This is a genomic window from Gordonia sp. NPDC003425 (assembly GCF_053588635.1).
The window spans coordinates 200201-215398 of the sequence record NZ_JBSFQI010000004.1; the positions used below are offsets into that span (position 1 = coordinate 200201).

The 15198-nt window shown below is 68.1% G+C and carries 16 protein-coding genes and 1 riboswitch; of the genes, 2 read left to right on the forward strand and 14 right to left on the reverse strand.

The features are described 5' to 3' along the window. Positions 1-23: 23 nt before the first annotated feature. The 12 genes from secG to ACWDTD_RS07280 form a co-directional block, all read right to left on the reverse strand. Positions 24-257, reverse strand: coding sequence for a preprotein translocase subunit SecG (gene secG, locus ACWDTD_RS07225; protein ID WP_449746403.1), 234 nt, complete (start codon positions 255-257; stop codon positions 24-26). A 140-nt stretch (positions 258-397) separates the two neighbouring features. Beyond that, positions 398-1186, reverse strand: a complete 789-nt coding sequence (gene tpiA, locus ACWDTD_RS07230; RefSeq protein ID WP_449746513.1) for a triose-phosphate isomerase — start codon at positions 1184-1186, stop codon at positions 398-400. Then, a complete protein-coding gene (locus ACWDTD_RS07235; RefSeq protein ID WP_449746404.1) occupies positions 1183-2394 on the reverse strand; it encodes a phosphoglycerate kinase in 1212 nt (403 codons plus the stop codon). The genes tpiA and ACWDTD_RS07235 overlap by 4 nt, the downstream gene beginning before the upstream one ends. Before the next feature lie 31 nt (positions 2395-2425). Then, a complete protein-coding gene (gene gap / locus ACWDTD_RS07240; protein ID WP_449746405.1) occupies positions 2426-3445 on the reverse strand; it encodes a type I glyceraldehyde-3-phosphate dehydrogenase in 1020 nt (339 codons plus the stop codon). A gap of 188 nt (positions 3446-3633) precedes the next feature. After that, the gene (whiA, locus tag ACWDTD_RS07245) at positions 3634-4611 is read right to left on the reverse strand and encodes a DNA-binding protein WhiA (RefSeq protein ID WP_449746406.1); all 978 of its coding nucleotides are present in this window, start codon (positions 4609-4611) and stop codon (positions 3634-3636) included. 134 nt (positions 4612-4745) lie between these two features. Continuing rightward, entirely contained in the window at positions 4746-5768 is a 1023-nt protein-coding gene (locus tag ACWDTD_RS07250) for a gluconeogenesis factor YvcK family protein (protein ID WP_449746407.1), read from the reverse strand. Next, positions 5765-6709 (reverse strand): RNase adapter RapZ, encoded by a 945-nt coding sequence (rapZ, locus tag ACWDTD_RS07255; protein WP_449746408.1) that lies wholly within the window; start codon positions 6707-6709, stop codon positions 5765-5767. The genes ACWDTD_RS07250 and rapZ overlap by 4 nt, the downstream gene beginning before the upstream one ends. Next, the gene (uvrC, locus tag ACWDTD_RS07260) at positions 6699-8747 is read right to left on the reverse strand and encodes an excinuclease ABC subunit UvrC (protein WP_449746409.1); all 2049 of its coding nucleotides are present in this window, start codon (positions 8745-8747) and stop codon (positions 6699-6701) included. Before uvrC ends, rapZ begins: the two co-directional genes overlap by 11 nt. Before the next feature lie 35 nt (positions 8748-8782). After that, complete coding sequence (locus ACWDTD_RS07265; RefSeq protein ID WP_449746514.1) at positions 8783-9232, reverse strand: PH domain-containing protein; 450 nt, start codon at positions 9230-9232, stop codon at positions 8783-8785. Between the two features lie 44 nt (positions 9233-9276). Then, complete coding sequence (gene ribH, locus ACWDTD_RS07270) at positions 9277-9762, reverse strand: 6,7-dimethyl-8-ribityllumazine synthase (protein ID WP_449746410.1); 486 nt, start codon at positions 9760-9762, stop codon at positions 9277-9279. After that, on the reverse strand, positions 9759-11063 hold the full coding sequence (locus ACWDTD_RS07275; protein WP_449746411.1) for a bifunctional 3,4-dihydroxy-2-butanone-4-phosphate synthase/GTP cyclohydrolase II: 1305 nt from the start codon (positions 11061-11063) through the stop codon (positions 9759-9761). The genes ribH and ACWDTD_RS07275 overlap by 4 nt, the downstream gene beginning before the upstream one ends. 4 nt (positions 11064-11067) lie before the next feature. Next, positions 11068-11727 (reverse strand): riboflavin synthase, encoded by a 660-nt coding sequence (locus ACWDTD_RS07280; RefSeq protein WP_449746412.1) that lies wholly within the window; start codon positions 11725-11727, stop codon positions 11068-11070. 46 nt (positions 11728-11773) lie between these two features. Beyond that, a riboswitch (FMN riboswitch) is annotated at positions 11774-11933 on the reverse strand. Between the two features lie 148 nt (positions 11934-12081). On the opposite strand from ACWDTD_RS07280, the gene ACWDTD_RS07285 reads away from it, so the two are divergent. Next, positions 12082-12339: a lipopolysaccharide assembly protein LapA domain-containing protein gene (locus ACWDTD_RS07285; RefSeq protein WP_449746413.1), complete on the forward strand. Its 258-nt coding sequence runs from the start codon at positions 12082-12084 to the stop codon at positions 12337-12339. A 10-nt stretch (positions 12340-12349) separates the two neighbouring features. Here ACWDTD_RS07285 and ribD read toward each other — a convergent pair whose 3' ends face one another. Next, positions 12350-13375, reverse strand: coding sequence for a bifunctional diaminohydroxyphosphoribosylaminopyrimidine deaminase/5-amino-6-(5-phosphoribosylamino)uracil reductase RibD (gene ribD / locus ACWDTD_RS07290; RefSeq protein WP_449746414.1), 1026 nt, complete (start codon positions 13373-13375; stop codon positions 12350-12352). Between the two features lie 65 nt (positions 13376-13440). Continuing rightward, on the reverse strand, positions 13441-14127 hold the full coding sequence (rpe, locus tag ACWDTD_RS07295) for a ribulose-phosphate 3-epimerase (RefSeq protein WP_449746415.1): 687 nt from the start codon (positions 14125-14127) through the stop codon (positions 13441-13443). 154 nt (positions 14128-14281) lie between these two features. Here rpe and ACWDTD_RS07300 point away from each other — a divergent pair, with 154 nt between their 5' ends. Continuing rightward, the gene (locus ACWDTD_RS07300; RefSeq protein ID WP_449746416.1) at positions 14282-14860 is read left to right on the forward strand and encodes a TetR/AcrR family transcriptional regulator; all 579 of its coding nucleotides are present in this window, start codon (positions 14282-14284) and stop codon (positions 14858-14860) included. Positions 14861-15198: the final 338 nt, after the last annotated feature.

The following is a 15198-nucleotide window of genomic DNA, read 5'->3' on the forward strand; positions in this document are numbered from 1 at the left end:
CACCCGAGGGCGTCGGCCCAGGGTCAGGACATCTTGATGTCGAGACCCACGCCGACGATGAGGATGAACCAGATCAGGCCGACGAAGATGGTGAGCCGGTCGAGGTTGCGTTCCACGACGCTCGAACCGGACAGGCTCGACTGCACGCCACCGCCGAACAGGGATGACAGGCCGCCGCCCTTGCCGCGGTGCAGCAGCACGAGCACGACCAGAATCACACTGGTCACGATCAGTCCGATGTCGAGCGCAAGCTTCATCGAGTCAGCAATCCTGTTTCGTCGGCGGTCATCACTGCACAGGACTCAGCACAGTGGCAGGCCGGACCCACCGAGGTGAGACCGACCTGCCACAGTGTACGCGGGTATCCGCAACGCCCCCGCAGGGGCACAAGGAGTCGTCAGGGCAACGGGCCACCGGCGGCGATCGCCGAGAGTGTCGCGAACTCGTCCGACTTCAGCGAGGCACCGCCCACGAGCGCGCCGTCGACGTCGGCCTGACCGACGATGTCGCCGACATTCTTGGAGCTCACCGAGCCGCCGTAGAGCACCCGCACCGAGGCGGCAGTGGCCTCGTCGGAGATCTCGGCGAGGGTCTCGCGAACCGCCTTGCACACCTCTTGGGCATCGTCGGCGCTGGCCACGCGGCCGGTGCCGATCGCCCAGACCGGCTCGTAGGCGATCACGACCTTGCCGATCTCCTCGGCCGACAATCCGGCCAGCGATGCCGTGAGTTGCGCCACGTTGTACGCGACGTGCTCACCGGACTCCCGGATCTCCAGACCCTCGCCGATGCACACGATGGGGGTGAGCCCGTGCCGCAGCGCGGCCTTGGTCTTCTCGAGCACCACCTCATCGGTCTCGGCGTGCATGGTGCGACGTTCCGAATGTCCCACCACCACGTAGGTGCAGCCCAGCTTGGCCAGGAAGGCCCCGCTGATCTCACCGGTGTAGGCACCCGAATCCTGTGCCGACAGATCCTGCGCACCGTAGGTGAACAGGAGTTTGTCGCCGTCGACGACGGTCTGCACGCTGCGGATGTCGGTGAACGGCGGGATCACCGTCACGTCGACCTTCTCGAAGTACTTCGCGGGCAGTGCGAAGGCGAGCTTCTGCACCAGGGCGATGGCCTCGAGGTGATTGAGGTTCATCTTCCAGTTGCCCGCGATCAGCGGTTTGCGGCTCATCAGCTCTCCAGCACCTTCAGTCCGGGCAGTTCCTTGCCCTCGAGGTATTCCAGCGACGCGCCGCCGCCGGTCGAGATGTGCGAGAAGCCCGAGTCGGGAAGCCCGAGCGTGCGCACCGCGGCCGCCGAGTCGCCGCCACCGACGACGCTGAAGGCGCCGTTGGCGGTGGCCCCGGCGATCGCCTCGGCCACTCCGCGGGTACCGGCGGAGAACTTCTCGAACTCGAACACACCCGACGGTCCGTTCCAGAAGATCGTCTCCGCCCCGGAGAGCACCGCGGCGAACCGCTTCACCGTCTCCGGCCCGATGTCCAGACCCATCCAGCCGTCCGGGATCTCCTCCACCGACACCGTCTTCGACTCCGCGTCGGCCTCGAACTTGTCGGCCACGACGACGTCGACGGGCAGATGGATCACGTCGCCGAAACGCTCCAGCAGGTCCTTGCAGACGTCGATCTGATCCTCCTGCAGCAGCGACGAACCCACCGAGTGGCCTTGGGCGGCGAGGAATGTGAACGCCATGCCGCCGCCGATCACCAGGGTGTCCACCTTGGGTGCCAGCGCCTCGATCACGCCCAGCTTGTCCGACACCTTGGAACCGCCGAGCACCACCGCGTACGGGCGGGCCGGATTGTCGGTGAGCTTCGAGAGCACCGACACCTCCGCGGCCACCAGTTCACCCGCGTAGTGCGGGAGCAGCTTGGCCACGTCGTAGACCGACGCCTGCTTGCGGTGCACCACGCCGAAACCGTCGGAGACGAACGCGCCGTCCTCACCGACGAGTTCGGCCAGCGCCTTGGCAAGCTCTTCGCGTTCGGCATCGACCTTCGACGTCTCGCGCGGATCGAAACGGACGTTCTCCAGTAGCAGGACGTCGCCGTCGGTGAGCCCCTCGGCGCGGGCGAGCGCATCGGGTCCCACGACGTCACCGGCCAGTTGGACGTTGCGACCGAGTTCCTCGCCGAGTCGCGCCGCCACCGGCGCGAGCGAGTACTTGGGGTCGGGCTCGCCCTTCGGCCGGCCGAGATGCGCGGTGATGACCACCTTGGCACCTGCATCGATCAACGCGTTCAGCGTCGGCAACGACGCGATGATGCGGCCCGGATCGGTGATCGTCGTCCCGTCGAGCGGGACGTTGAAATCCGACCGGACCAGCACACCACGCCCCGAAACGCCCTCATCGAGAAGGTCTTTCAGAGTTGGTACAGCCATGCTCGTGCTAGCTCCTAGATGGTGGGCGGGATCAGAGCGACTTGCCGACCAGACCCGTCAGGTCGACGAGCCGGTTGGAGTAGCCCCACTCGTTGTCGTACCAGGAACTCACCTTCGCCTGTCCGTCGATCACCTTGGTGAGCGGGGCGTCGAAGATCGAGGAGTGCGGGTCGCCGACGATGTCGGTGGACACGATCGGGTCCTCGCTGTACTTCAGGATGCCCTTGAGCGGTCCCTCGGCGGCGGCCTTGATGGCGGCGTTGATCTCCTCGGCGCTTCCCGGCTTCTCCAGGTCGACGGTGAGGTCGGTGATCGAGCCGGTCGGCACCGGAACGCGCAGCGCGTAACCGTCGAGCTTGCCCTTGAGTTCGGGAAGCACCAGACCGATCGCCTTGGCCGCACCCGTGGAGGTCGGCACGATGTTCAGGGCCGCGGCGCGCGCACGACGCGCGTCCTTGTGCGGGGCGTCCTGCAGGTTCTGATCCTGGGTGTAGGCGTGCACGGTGGTCATCAGGCCGCGCAGGATGCCGAACTCCTCGTGGATCACCTTGGCGAACGGGCCGAGGCAGTTCGTGGTGCACGACGCGTTGGAGATGATGTTCTGGCTGCCGTCGTAGCTGCCGTCGTTGACGCCCATGACGATGGTGATGTCGGGGTCGGTGGCCGGCGCCGAGATCACCACCTTCTTCGCGCCCGCGTCGAGATGCCCCTTGGCCTTCGCCGCGTTGGTGAAGATGCCGGTGGACTCGATCACCACGTCGACGCCGAGGTCGCCCCACGGAAGTGCGGCCGGTCCCTCCTTGATCGACATCGCCTTGATCGGAGTGGAACCCACCATGATGGTGTCTTCGCCCTCGAGGGAGACGTCCTCGCCGAGCCGACCCATGATCGAGTCGTACTTCAGCAGGGTTGCCAGCATGGCGTTGTCGGTGAGGTCGTTGACCGCGACGACCTCGATATCGGTTGCGCCGGATTCCTTTTGGGCCGCGAGGGCGCGGAAGAAGTTGCGGCCGATGCGACCGAATCCGTTGATGCCTACCCGAACAGTCACTGTGCGCTCCTTAAGCGGTTTCGTCTGTCAAGCCTTCCGGCCCGGTTCGCGGGGCCCCGACGATCCGCCGTCGAGCACCCACGCCCTCTCTTCACCCTAGTAGTCCCGTTGTGGCTCGGCATACTGAAACCCCTATTGCGGCCCGCGGATGGACCGCAGGTGACATGTGGGAAACGAACCGGTGCGGATCAGGCGTCGTCGAGCAGGTCGGAGGTGACCGCCGACTCGGTGTCGGGGGTGCCCTCGGCGCGGGCCTTCTTGTCGGCCATCGACAGCAGCCGGCGGATGCGGCCGGCGACGGCGTCCTTGGTCATCGGCGGGTCGGCGAGTTGCCCCAACTCTTCCAGTGACGCCTGCCGGTGGGTGACCCGCAACTGTCCGGCCGCGATCAGATGGTCGGGGACCTCGTCGCCGAGGATCTCCAGCGCGCGTTCCACCCGGGCCGCGGCGGCCACCGCCGCGCGTGCCGAACGCCGCAGGTTCGCGTCGTCGAAATTGGCGAGACGGTTCGCGGTGGCGCGCACCTCGCGACGCATCCGCCGTTCTTCCCACACCAGGCGCGTGTCGTGGGCACCCATGCGGGTGAGCAGTGCCCCGATCGCCTCACCGTCGCGGATCACCACCCGGTCGGCGCCGCGGACCTCGCGCGCCTTGGCCGACACCCCGAGTCGTCGTGCCGCACCGACGAGCGCCAGGGCCGCCTCCGGTCCGGGACAGCTGACCTCCAGCGCCGACGAGCGTCCGGGCTCGGTCAGCGAGCCGTGTGCGAGGAACGCGCCCCGCCACGCGGCTTCCGCGTCGGCCACACTGCCGCCCACCACCTGGGCGGGTAGTCCGCGTACGGGACGCCCGCGCAGATCGAGCAGTCCGGTCTGGCGGGCCAGTGCCTCACCGTCTTTGGTGACCCGAACGATGTACCGCGCGCCCTTGCGGATTCCGCCGCCGCGCAGCACATGCACGTCGGACGGATACCCGTAGAGGTCGTGGATCTCCCGGCGCAGCCGGCGCGCCACGTTACCGAGGTCCACCTCGGCCTCCACCACCACGCGGCCGCCGACGATGTGCAATCCCCCGGCGAACCTCAGCAACGCCGATACCTCGGCGCGGCGGCAACTCACCTGTGTCACCGTGAGCCGACTCAGTTCGTCTTTCACGGCTGCGGTCATCGCCACCGGTCCCTGGCCTCCTGTCACCTGACTCGCCGTCACAGTCTTCTCGTCCCCCTGGTGGCCGATCTCGCCTCGGTGCCGTGGATCGCCCTGGTGCCGCAGATTGCGGGTGTCGGCAACATCGGGTCAGCCTAGTCCGTCGATTCACCTTCGCACAGTTGCTTCACCAGTGACGCGACCTTCTCCGGATCGTGCACGTGCTTGCCGGACATGGCCACATCGCCCACCCGTAGCACGGCGCCGAACATTCCGGCGGCCCGTTCGAGGTGGGCACGTTCGGCCCCCGACGGTACCGACCCGGCATCGACGATCACGTCGTCGATGCTCAGCGTGTCGGCGTGCGCGTGCAGCACGTGCAGATGACGTTCCACCGAGAATCCCGGCGTCTCACCGGGCTCGGGCGCCAGGTTGACGAACAACATCTTGCGTGCGGTGGTGTGCCGCAACGCATTCAGTTGGTCGGGAACCAGCACGTGCGGGATGACGCTGGAAAACCACGACCCGGGACCCAGCACCACCAGGTCGGCGGCGGTGATGGCCTCGACGGCCTCCGCGCAGGCGGGTGGCTCGGTGGGCAGCAACCGCACCCGGCGGACCTTGCCCGGCGTGGTCGCCACCGCCACCTGCCCGCGGATCACCCGGCTGATGCGCGGATCGGATTCCAGCCCGGACACATCGGCCTCGATCTCCAGTGGACCGGTCGACATCGGCAGCACCCGGCCGTCGATGTCGAAAACCCTCACCATCTCGTCGAGGGCGGCAACCGGATCGGCGAGAACCTCGGTCAGTCCGGCCAGCAGCAGGTTTCCCACCGGGTGACCGGCCAGCGCCCCGTAGCCTCCGAACCGGTGCTGAAACGTGCGCGCCCACAACTCATGTCGGGCACGATTCATCGTGTCCTCGTCGCGGTCTGCGGCCTCACCGGTCTTCCGGGCGTCGAGGGCGGCCTGTGCGCTCATCAGGGCGGCCATCGCCATGCGCAGGTCACCCGGCGGGATCACGCCGAGTTCGGCGCGCAGGCGACCCGACGAACCGCCGTCGTCGGCGACGGTCACCACGGCGGTGATGTCAGGGCTCAGGTATCGCATCGCGGTGAGGGTGGCGTAGAGGCCGTGTCCGCCGCCGAGGGCCGCGATGCGCGGTGGTGTGGTCATTCTCGCCCCAGATCCCGGTGCATCACGCGCACGTCGTAGCGCGCCGTGCCGTTCTCGTCGGCGTCGTCGCGCAGCCGGGCCGCCAACTCCTCGGAGATGGCCACGCTGCGGTGCTTTCCGCCGGTGCATCCCACACTGATCGTCATGTAGCGCTTGCCCTCTCGGAGATAGCCGCGCCCCACCACCGACACCAGGTCGGTGTAGAGATCCACGAACCTGGCGGCGTCTGGCTGTCCGAGGACGTAGTCGCGCACCGGCACATCGCGGCCGTTGTGCTCACGCAGTTCGGGTACCCAGTACGGGTTGGGCAGGAACCGTACATCGGCGACAAGGTCGGAGTCGATGGGCAGGCCGTACTTGAAACCGAACGACTGCACCGCGATGCTCAGGCGCGCGTCGCTGTCGTGCGGGTAGGCGTCCTCGACCACCTCCCGCAGTTTGGCGACGGTCAGCGACGAGGTCTCCACCACGAGGTCGGCCGAATTCTTGATCGGCGCCAGGATGATGCGTTCCCGGGCGATGCCCTCGATGAGGGTTTCGCGGCCCTGCAGCGGATGTCGACGTCGCACCTGTTCGAATCGGCGCACGAGCACCTGGTCGCTGGCGTCGAGGAACAGCACGCGGCTGGCGATGCCGGAATCTGCCAGCCCGGCGCGTAGCGATTCGAGGTGGGCGCCCACTTCCGGATCGGAGGCGCGCAGCACCATGGCCAGGCGCAGGATCGGCAGGTCGCTGTCGCGCACCATCTGCACCATCGTCGAGATCAGTGTCGGCGGAACGTTGTCGGCGACGTACCACCCGTCGTCCTCGAGGACGTTGGCGACGGTCGAGCGGCCCGCGCCGGACATCCCGGCGACGAACAGCACCACCAGTGAGTCGGTGTCGTCACCGGTCTCGCGTTGCCCCGCCGCATGTTCACCGGCCGCGTGTTCACCGGACACCCGGGCCACCTTCGCTGCCGACCGTGCCGCTACCAGTCACCGAAACCTCCTGCTGTTCGTTGTGATGATCCGGATCATCGGTATCGCCGCGCAACGCCGCGCGCACCGCCCGGGCGGTCGTCTCGCCGATCCCCGGCACTTCTGCGATCTCCTCGACCGACGCCTCCCGCAGCCGCGTCACCGACCCGAAATGGCTGACCAGCGCGGTCCGCCGGGCACGGCCGAGTCCGGGCACCCCATCGAGGGCCGATTCGGTCATCCGTTTGCTGCGTTTGCTGCGATGGAAGGTGATCGCGAACCGGTGCGCCTCGTCACGCACCCGCTGCAACAGAAACAGCGCCTCGCTGGTGCGCGGCAGGATCGCCGGCTCGTCGTCACCGGGAATCCACACCTCCTCGAGCCGCTTGGCCAGACCGATCACCGACACGTCGGTGATGCCGAGTTCATCGAGCACCGAGGCCGCGGCATGCACCTGCGGCGCACCACCATCGACGACGAACAGGTTGGGCGGGTAGGCGAACCGTTTCGGGGTGGGGGGTGCGGCACCCACCTCGGCGACCGCGAGCTCGGACATCCCGGATGCGTTCTGCACGTCGCTGCGGTGCCGCAGGAAACGACGCCGGGTGACCTCCGCGATCGACGCGACATCGTCGGATCGCCCGTCTCCGGCGGCATGTTTGATCGAATAGTGCCGGTAGTCGGATTTGCGCGGTAACCCGTCCTCGAACACCACGAGGGAGGCCACCACATCGGTGCCCTGCACATGCGAGATGTCGACACATTCGATGCGCAGCGGCGCCTGGTCGAGTCCGAGGGACTCCTGCAGTTCGGTCAACGCCGCCGAGCGGGTGGTGAGGTCGCCGGCACGTTTGAGTTTGTGCTGCGCCAACGCTTCTCCCGCATTGCGCGCGACGGTGTCGAACAGCGCCTTCTTGTCGCCGCGCTGCGGTACCCGCAGCCGCACCCGGCTGCCGCGAAGATCGGAGAGCCACTCGGCGAGTTGCTCGTGGTCGTCGGGCAACTCGGGTACCAGCACCTCACGCGGTATGGCCTCGCCGTGGGTGCGCTCGGGATCGATGTGCACCGAGGAGTCGAAATCGACCTGGGCGCCGTAGAACTGGGTGAGGAACTGGCCGACCTGTTCGGCCAGCGACGCGTCGTCGGGGCGTTCCACCACCCAGCCGCGCTGACCGCGGACACGGCCGTCGCGGACGTGGAACACCTGCACCGACATCTCGAGGTCATCGCCCACCATGGCCACCACGTCGGCGTCGGTGCCGTCACCGAGCACCACCGCCTGCTTTTCCATGGCGCGGCGCATCGCACCGACGTCGTCGCGTAGCCGGGCGGCCCGCTCGAAGTCGAGTTCTGCTGCGGCCGTGTTCATCTCACGTTCGAGCCGACGGATCATCTGATCGGTGCGGCCGGCCAGGAAGTCGCAGAAATCGTCGACGATCGCGCGATGCTCGGCGGCACTCACCCGCCCGATGCACGGCGCGGAGCACTTGTCGATGTAGCCGAGCAGACACGGCCGGTCGATCTGCCGGTGCCGCTTGAACACCCCGGTGGAACAGGTACGTGCGGGGAACACCCGGGTGAGCAGATCCACCGTCTCGCGGATGGCCCAGGCATGCGAGTAGGGACCGAAGTAGCGCACGCCACGCCGACGGGGACCGCGGTAGACGAACAGGCGCGGGTACTCCTCGTTGAGCGTGACCGCCAGCATCGGATACGACTTGTCGTCGCGGTAGCGGACGTTGAACCGCGGGTCGAACTCCTTGATCCAGTTGTATTCGAGTTGCAGCGCCTCCACCTCGGTGCCCACCACGGTCCACTCCACCGATGCGGCGGTGGTGACCATCTGGCGGGTCCGCGGGTGCAGGGAGGCGATGTCGGCGAAGTAGGACGTGAGCCGCGACCGCAGGTTCTTGGCCTTGCCCACGTAGATCACGCGGCCGTACGCGTCACGGAAGCGGTAGACCCCGGGATCGGTCGGAATCGTCCCCGCGGCGGGACGGTAGGTCGTCGGGTCTGCCACGTGTCCAGGCTAGTACGGCCCACCGACCGCAGCGGTCAGCGCGGGTCGTCGGTGGTGGTGTCCGGCGAATACCGCTGCTGCAGGCGGCGGTACTCCTCCATGGCGGCCACCGCGCGTTCGCCGTCGCCGGCCTGGATCGCCAGCACCGGGATGTGCTCGTCGGCGGGCAGCAGCAGGCGCCCGCCGAATCCGGAGTCGGGATAGGTGAGGCCGCGCACCCGGTCCCAGCCGAACAGTCGGTCCGACCACAGGTTGCGTACCGACACCCCGCTCGGCCCGACGCGCAGTCGGGGTCGGGTCAACAGCAGGATGGCGCAGGCGATGATGACCCCGATCCCGATGATCGCGGCCTGGTCGGAGACGCCCACGTTGCGGGGACCGGTGTCGGAGATGGTGAGCAGGACGCCGAAGATCACGTGGATGGCCAACACGACCGCGGCGACGGCCACCGCCCAGCGCGGCAGCCGGCGCGGACGGTAGACCATGTCCCACTGCGTCTCGACCGGCGCGTCGTGGTGCGACTGTGCGCTCACCGCGCCTCCCCGCGCGCGAGCGCGCGCAGGGTGAGTGCCGACGCGAGTGCCGCAGTGGTGGCCTGGGCCCCTTTGTCCTCGGTGGAGTCGGGCAGGCCCGCGCGTGCGAGAGCCTGCTCCTCGGTGAGGGTGGTGAGCACCCCGTTGCCCACCGGGGTCGACTCGTCGAGCGACACCCGGGTGAGCCCCGCGGTCACCGCGTCGCACACGTAGTCGAAGTGGGGTGTCTCGCCCTTGATGACCACACCGAGTGCCACCACGGCGTCGTGGGTGCGGGCGAGGGCCTGCACGATCACCGGCAGTTCGATGGCTCCGGCCACCTTGACGACGGTGGGTTCGACGACGCCGTGGTGCTGCGCGGCGCGCAACGCGCCGTCGAGCAGCGCGGAGCAGATCGTCTCGTGCCATTGCGACGACACGACGGCCAGCCGGATACGGCTCGCGTCGGCGAGGTCGAGGACTGGTTCGCCGGCACCGCTCATGCCGTGCCCTCCCCACCGGCGACCGCGTCGGCGATCGTGTGCGCCTCATCCAGGCCGAGCAGGTCGTGTCCCATGCGGTCGCGTTTGGTCCGCAGGTAGCGCAGGTTCTCCTTGTTGGCGCGCACCGGCATCGGAACCCGTTCGACGATCTCGAGTCCGTAGCCGTCGAGGCCCACCCGCTTGGCGGGATTGTTGGTGAGCAGGCGCATGGAGGTGACACCGAGGTCGACGAGGATCTGGGCGCCGAGCCCGTAATCACGGGAGTCGGCGGGCAATCCGAGCGCCAGATTGGCGTCGACGGTGTCCGAGCCGGCGTCCTGGAGTTGGTAGGCCTGCAGTTTGTGCAGCAGGCCGATGCCGCGTCCCTCGTGGCCGCGCATGTAGAGCACCACGCCGCGTCCCTCGGCGGCCACCATCTCCATGGCGGCGTCGAGTTGCGGGCCGCAGTCGCAGCGCAGCGACCCGAACACATCACCGGTCAGGCACTCCGAATGCACGCGTACCAGCACGTCGCTGCCCGAGCCGTCGGGTCCGGGGATGTCGCCCATCACGAGCGCGACGTGCTCGACGTCGTCGTGGATGCTGGTGTAGCCCACAGCCCGGAAATCGCCGTGGCGGGTGGGGATGCGGGCGTCGGCCACGCGCACCACATGCTTCTCGTGTCGGCGGCGCCAGGCGATGAGGTCGGCGATCGAGATGAGCGCGAGGTCGTGCTCGTCGGCGAACACCCGCAGTTCGGGAGCATGTGCCATCGAGCCCTCGTCCTTCTGCGAGACGATCTCGCAGATCACCCCGGCGGGGGCGAATCCGGCGAGCCGTGCGAGGTCGACGGCCGCCTCGGTGTGGCCCGGGCGACGCAGCACTCCCCCGTCCTTGGCGCGTAACGGCACCACGTGGCCGGGTCGGGTGAAGTCGACGGCGGTGCTGGCCGGATCGGCGAGCAACCGCATCGTGGTGGCGCGGTCGGAGGCGGAGATGCCCGTGCCGATGCCCTCGCGGGCGTCGACGGTCACGGTGTAGGCGGTGCCGTGCTTGTCCTGATTCATCGAGTACATGGGTGGCAGGCCCAGACGATCGCAGGTGTCACCGTCGAGCGGGACGCACAGGTAGCCGGAGGTGTAGCGCACCATGAAGGCGACGAGTTCGGGGGTCGCCTTCTCGGCGGCGAAGATCAGGTCGCCTTCGTTCTCCCGGTCTTCGTCGTCGACCACCACCACGGCCTTGCCGGCGGCGATGTCGGCGATCGCCCGGTCGACGGAGTCGAGGTGCACATGAGTCTGCGCGGTGTCGTCGGTAGTCATCGGATCACTTCACTCCTGCTGCGTTCACTCCTGCTGCGTTTTGCCTGCTCGCCGCGCCCAGCCGTTCCACATATTTGGCGATCACGTCCACCTCGAGGTTTACCGGGATCTCACCGGCCGGTTGATCGGCGGTGAGCGCGCCGAGATTCGTCTCTTGCAACGTGGTGGGGATGAGGGAAATTTCGAACCAGTCACCGTGCGCGTCGTCGGTACCGATGGCCGAGACGGTCAGCGACACACCGTCGACGGTGATCGACCCCTTCTCCACCAGGTAGCGGCTGAGGCTGTCGGGAACACCGATGCGCACCACGGTCCAGTGCTGCGACGTGGTCACCGCCAGCACCCGTCCGGTGCCGTCGACGTGGCCCTGCACGATGTGGCCCCCGAAGCGTCCGTCGGCGGCCATCGCCCGCTCCAGATTCACCCGGCTGCCGGCGGCGAGAACGCCCAGTGAGCTGCGGCGCAGCGATTCGGCCATCACGTCGACGGTGAACCGGTCGTCGGCGAGGTCGACGACGGTGAGACAGACCCCGTTGACCGCGATCGAGTCGCCGTGGCCGGCGTCGGAGGTCACCAACGGGCCGGAGATGGTGAATCTGGCTGCGTCGGAAAGGTCTTCGCGCGCCACGATCGTGCCGAGTTCTTCGACGATGCCGGTGAACAAGCTGCGCTCCTGTCGTGCCCAACCCGGAGCGAGACGGCTCGCGCCGCCGTGTTCTCTCACATCCGGACTGTCACCGTCGGCTCCGGTTTTGCACCGGATCTGCTGTCCCCGTCCGCCTGTGGACGAGCGCTCGCGGGCTCGTCGTCACGATCGGATCGCAACCACTCACCGCCGGTGGGGAGTTTCACCCCGCCCCGAGAACGTGTGTCTTCGACGCTAGCACGACGTCCGGTGGCTGTGATATTCGCCGGACCCGGCCGGTCGCTGCCGGAGTGTGCGTGATCAGCGAGGATAATTGTGCTCACGGTGAGTGATCGCAGCACAGCGGATCACCGGCACGAGAAAGGCAAAGTCATGGCCAACGAGACCACCTCCCCGGCACCCGCACAGCGGGGTTCGTCCCCGGTTCTGGGGTTCCTCAAGCGTTACTGGCTTCCGCTCGTTCTGGTGATCGTGGCGACGATCTTCATCTTCCAGAACACGCAGGAGATTCGGATCAACCTCCTGATGTTCCACATCAGTACGTGGCAGTGGCTCATGCTGGCGATCGTCGGCGCCGCGGGAGTGGTGGTCGGCTGGTTCCTGGGCCGTAGCGGCAAGAAGTCGAAGTAGCCGCTGCCGTTCAGCCGGTTGGTGCGTCGCGAAGCAACCGGATGAGCACGTCGTCTCCGACGCGTTCTGCGGATGCGGTGTGAAAGCGCGCGGCGTCGGCGAGGGTGGTGACCGGTCGGCTGACCGCGGCCGGTCCCGCACCCAGGATGAGCGGTGCGATGTAGGCCTCCACCTCGTCGACGAGGTCGGCGTCGAGGAATGCGCCGATGATCGCGGGACCACCCTCCACGAGCACCCAGGTGGCGTCGGGCAGCGCGGCGAGAAGCTCGGACGGGTCATGGGTGCGGACGTGGCGGAACGGGGCGGAGTCGTCGTACACGCGTGCGGTGCGGGGGATGTCTCGCGCTCCCATCGCCACCCGGATCGGCTGGTGGTCGGCGAGTGAGCCGTCGGGTCGCCGCGCCGTCAGGGCCGGGTCGTCGCGAAGCACGGTGCCGGTGCCGACGACGATCGCGTCGAGCTGTGCGCGCTGTCGGTGCACTCGGGCGCGGGCGGCGGGTCCGGTGATCCAGCGGCTGGTGCCGTCGGGTGCGGCGATGCGTCCGTCGAGGGTGGCGGCCGTTTTCACGGTGACGAGGGGTCGGCCGTGGCGTTGGGCGAACAGCCAGTTCCGTAGCGGTCCGGCGCTTACCTCGTCGGCCAGCCACCCCCCGATCACGTCGACACCCGCGGCGCGCAGACGCGCGGCGCCACCGGTGGCCGTGGGATTGGGATCGGCCACCGCGTAGACGACACGGGCGATGCCGGCCTCGATCAGCGCCTCCGAGCACGGCCCGGTGCGCCCGGTGTGATTGCAGGGTTCGAGGGTGACGATCGCGGTGCCGCCACGCGCCGCGGCACCGGCCTGGTCGAGGGCCACGATCTCCGCGTGCGGCCCTCCCGGCGGACGGGTGTGGCCGACGCCGATCAGCGTGCCGTCCGAAGCGTGGATCACCGCGCCGACGGGCGGGTTGGGTGAACTCGATCCCAGCGCTCGCACCGACTCCTCGATGGCCGCGCGCATCGAGGTGTCCAGGGCGGCTGTGTCAGTCGGCATGGGTGCCGTCAGTGGGCATGGGTGCTGTCAGTGGGCATGGGTGCTATCAGTGGGCATGGGTGCTGTCAGTGGGCATGGGCACGGGCGGCTGCCGCCTGATTGCGCAACGCCGCGACCGCGGCACCCGGGTCATCGGCGCCGTAGACGGCCGAACCCGCCACAAAACAGTCGATGCCCGCCTCGGCCGCCTGCTCGATGGTGTCGGCGTTGATGCCGCCGTCGATTTCCACCACCAGTTGCAGATCGGAGGAGTCGACGATGGCGCGGAGGGTGCGGGCCTTGTCCAGCACGTCGGCGATGAATTTCTGGCCGCCGAAACCGGGTTCGACACTCATGATCAGCAGGGTGTCGATGTCGCGGAGGATGTCGAGGTAGGGCTCGAGCGCGGTGTTCGGTTTGATCGCCAGGCCCGCCCGGGCGCCCGCCGCGCGGATGTCGCGCGCCACCGCGACCGGGTTGTCGGTGGCCTCGGCGTGAAAGGTCACGTTGTGTGCCCCCGCCTCGGCGTAGGGCGGTGCCCAGCGGCCGGGGTCGTCGATCATGAGGTGGCAATCGAGCGGGATGTCGGTGGCCTTGAGCAGGCTTTCCACCACGGGCAGGCCCAGCGTCAGATTGGGGACGAAGTGCGCGTCCATCACGTCGACGTGCAGCCAATCCGATCCCTCGACGGCGGCCGCCTCGGCTGCCAGGTTGGCGAAGTCCGCCGAGAGGATCGACGGAGCAATCATGGGGGTACGGCCGCGGTCACACATGCCCCAGATTGTATGGATGGTCCTCCGAGCGGCGTCGGGCGGTCTCCTCGGGTGCCCGGATCGGGACCCTCGGCTCTAGTGAACCGCCAGTGGGCCTTCTAGCGTTGAGCACTCACCGCCCTCGTCCACCCGTGAGCGAATGCCGGAGCCGCCGATGAACACGCGCAACCGGATAGTGCAGGTTGCCGGCAGGCTGTTCTTCGAGAACGGCTACGAGCGAACATCATTCGCCGCGATCGCCGGCGAGGTCGGGATCTCGCGTGGCAACTTCTACTACCACTTCCGCACCAAGGACATGATCCTCGACGCGGTCCTGCAAGCCCGGCTTGTCCAGGCGAAGGCTCAACTCGCGGACTGGAGCGCGGCACCGATCACCCCGCTCGAGCGGATCATGCGTTTCGTGGAGACATCGCTGCGCGACCCCGGCGATGTCGAGGACTACGGATGCCCGATGAGTCCGCTGTGTGTCGAACTCGCGGCGATGAATCATCCGGCCCGGGTTGGTGCCGTCGCGGTGATCGAGGCGTACCGGGAGTGGCTGCGTATACAGCTCGAATGCCTGGGCTACACCGTCGACGAGTCCGACGACGTGGCGGTGCGCCTGCTCGCGTGGCTACACGGCACCGCCGCGGCATGGACGGTTCTGCGCTACCGCGACAGCGTGCAGCACGAGACCGCACACATCACGCAATGGTTGACCTCGGGCCTGCCGCACGAGGTCGGGCGACGCTGAGGGCAGGCCCCCCGCTGGTTGAGCTTGTCCGACCCGCTGGTTGAGCTTGTCCCGCCCGCTGGTTGAGCCTGTCCCGCCCGCTGGTTGAGCTTGTCCCACCCGCTGGTTGAGCTTGTCCGACCCGCTGGTTGAGCTTGTCGAAACCACCCCGCGTGCCCACCGCCCGCTGGTTGAGCTTTGTCCCACCCGCTGGTTGAGCTTGTCGAAACCACCCCGCGGCCACGCTCAACACGAATCCGGGCACGCTCAACACGGATTCGGGCACGCTCGACACGGATCCGGGCACGCTCAACACGAATCCGGGCACGCTCGACACGGATCCGGGCACGCTCGACGCG

Coding starts and splice junctions, on each gene's coding strand:
- rpe (WP_449746415.1), bottom strand. CDS start 14,127: ATGTGTGACCGCGGCCGTACCCCCATGATTGCTCCGTCGATCCTCTCG.
- ACWDTD_RS07285 (WP_449746413.1), top strand. CDS start 12,082: ATGGCCAACGAGACCACCTCCCCGGCACCCGCACAGCGGGGTTCGTCC.
- ACWDTD_RS07275 (WP_449746411.1), bottom strand. CDS start 11,063: ATGACTACCGACGACACCGCGCAGACTCATGTGCACCTCGACTCCGTC.
- whiA (WP_449746406.1), bottom strand. CDS start 4,611: ATGACCGCAGCCGTGAAAGACGAACTGAGTCGGCTCACGGTGACACAG.
- secG (WP_449746403.1), bottom strand. CDS start 257: ATGAAGCTTGCGCTCGACATCGGACTGATCGTGACCAGTGTGATTCTG.
- ACWDTD_RS07235 (WP_449746404.1), bottom strand. CDS start 2,394: ATGGCTGTACCAACTCTGAAAGACCTTCTCGATGAGGGCGTTTCGGGG.
- ribD (WP_449746414.1), bottom strand. CDS start 13,375: ATGCCGACTGACACAGCCGCCCTGGACACCTCGATGCGCGCGGCCATC.
- ribH (WP_449746410.1), bottom strand. CDS start 9,762: ATGAGCGGTGCCGGCGAACCAGTCCTCGACCTCGCCGACGCGAGCCGT.
- ACWDTD_RS07250 (WP_449746407.1), bottom strand. CDS start 5,768: ATGACCACACCACCGCGCATCGCGGCCCTCGGCGGCGGACACGGCCTC.
- ACWDTD_RS07265 (WP_449746514.1), bottom strand. CDS start 9,232: ATGGTCTACCGTCCGCGCCGGCTGCCGCGCTGGGCGGTGGCCGTCGCC.
- ACWDTD_RS07300 (WP_449746416.1), top strand. CDS start 14,282: ATGAACACGCGCAACCGGATAGTGCAGGTTGCCGGCAGGCTGTTCTTC.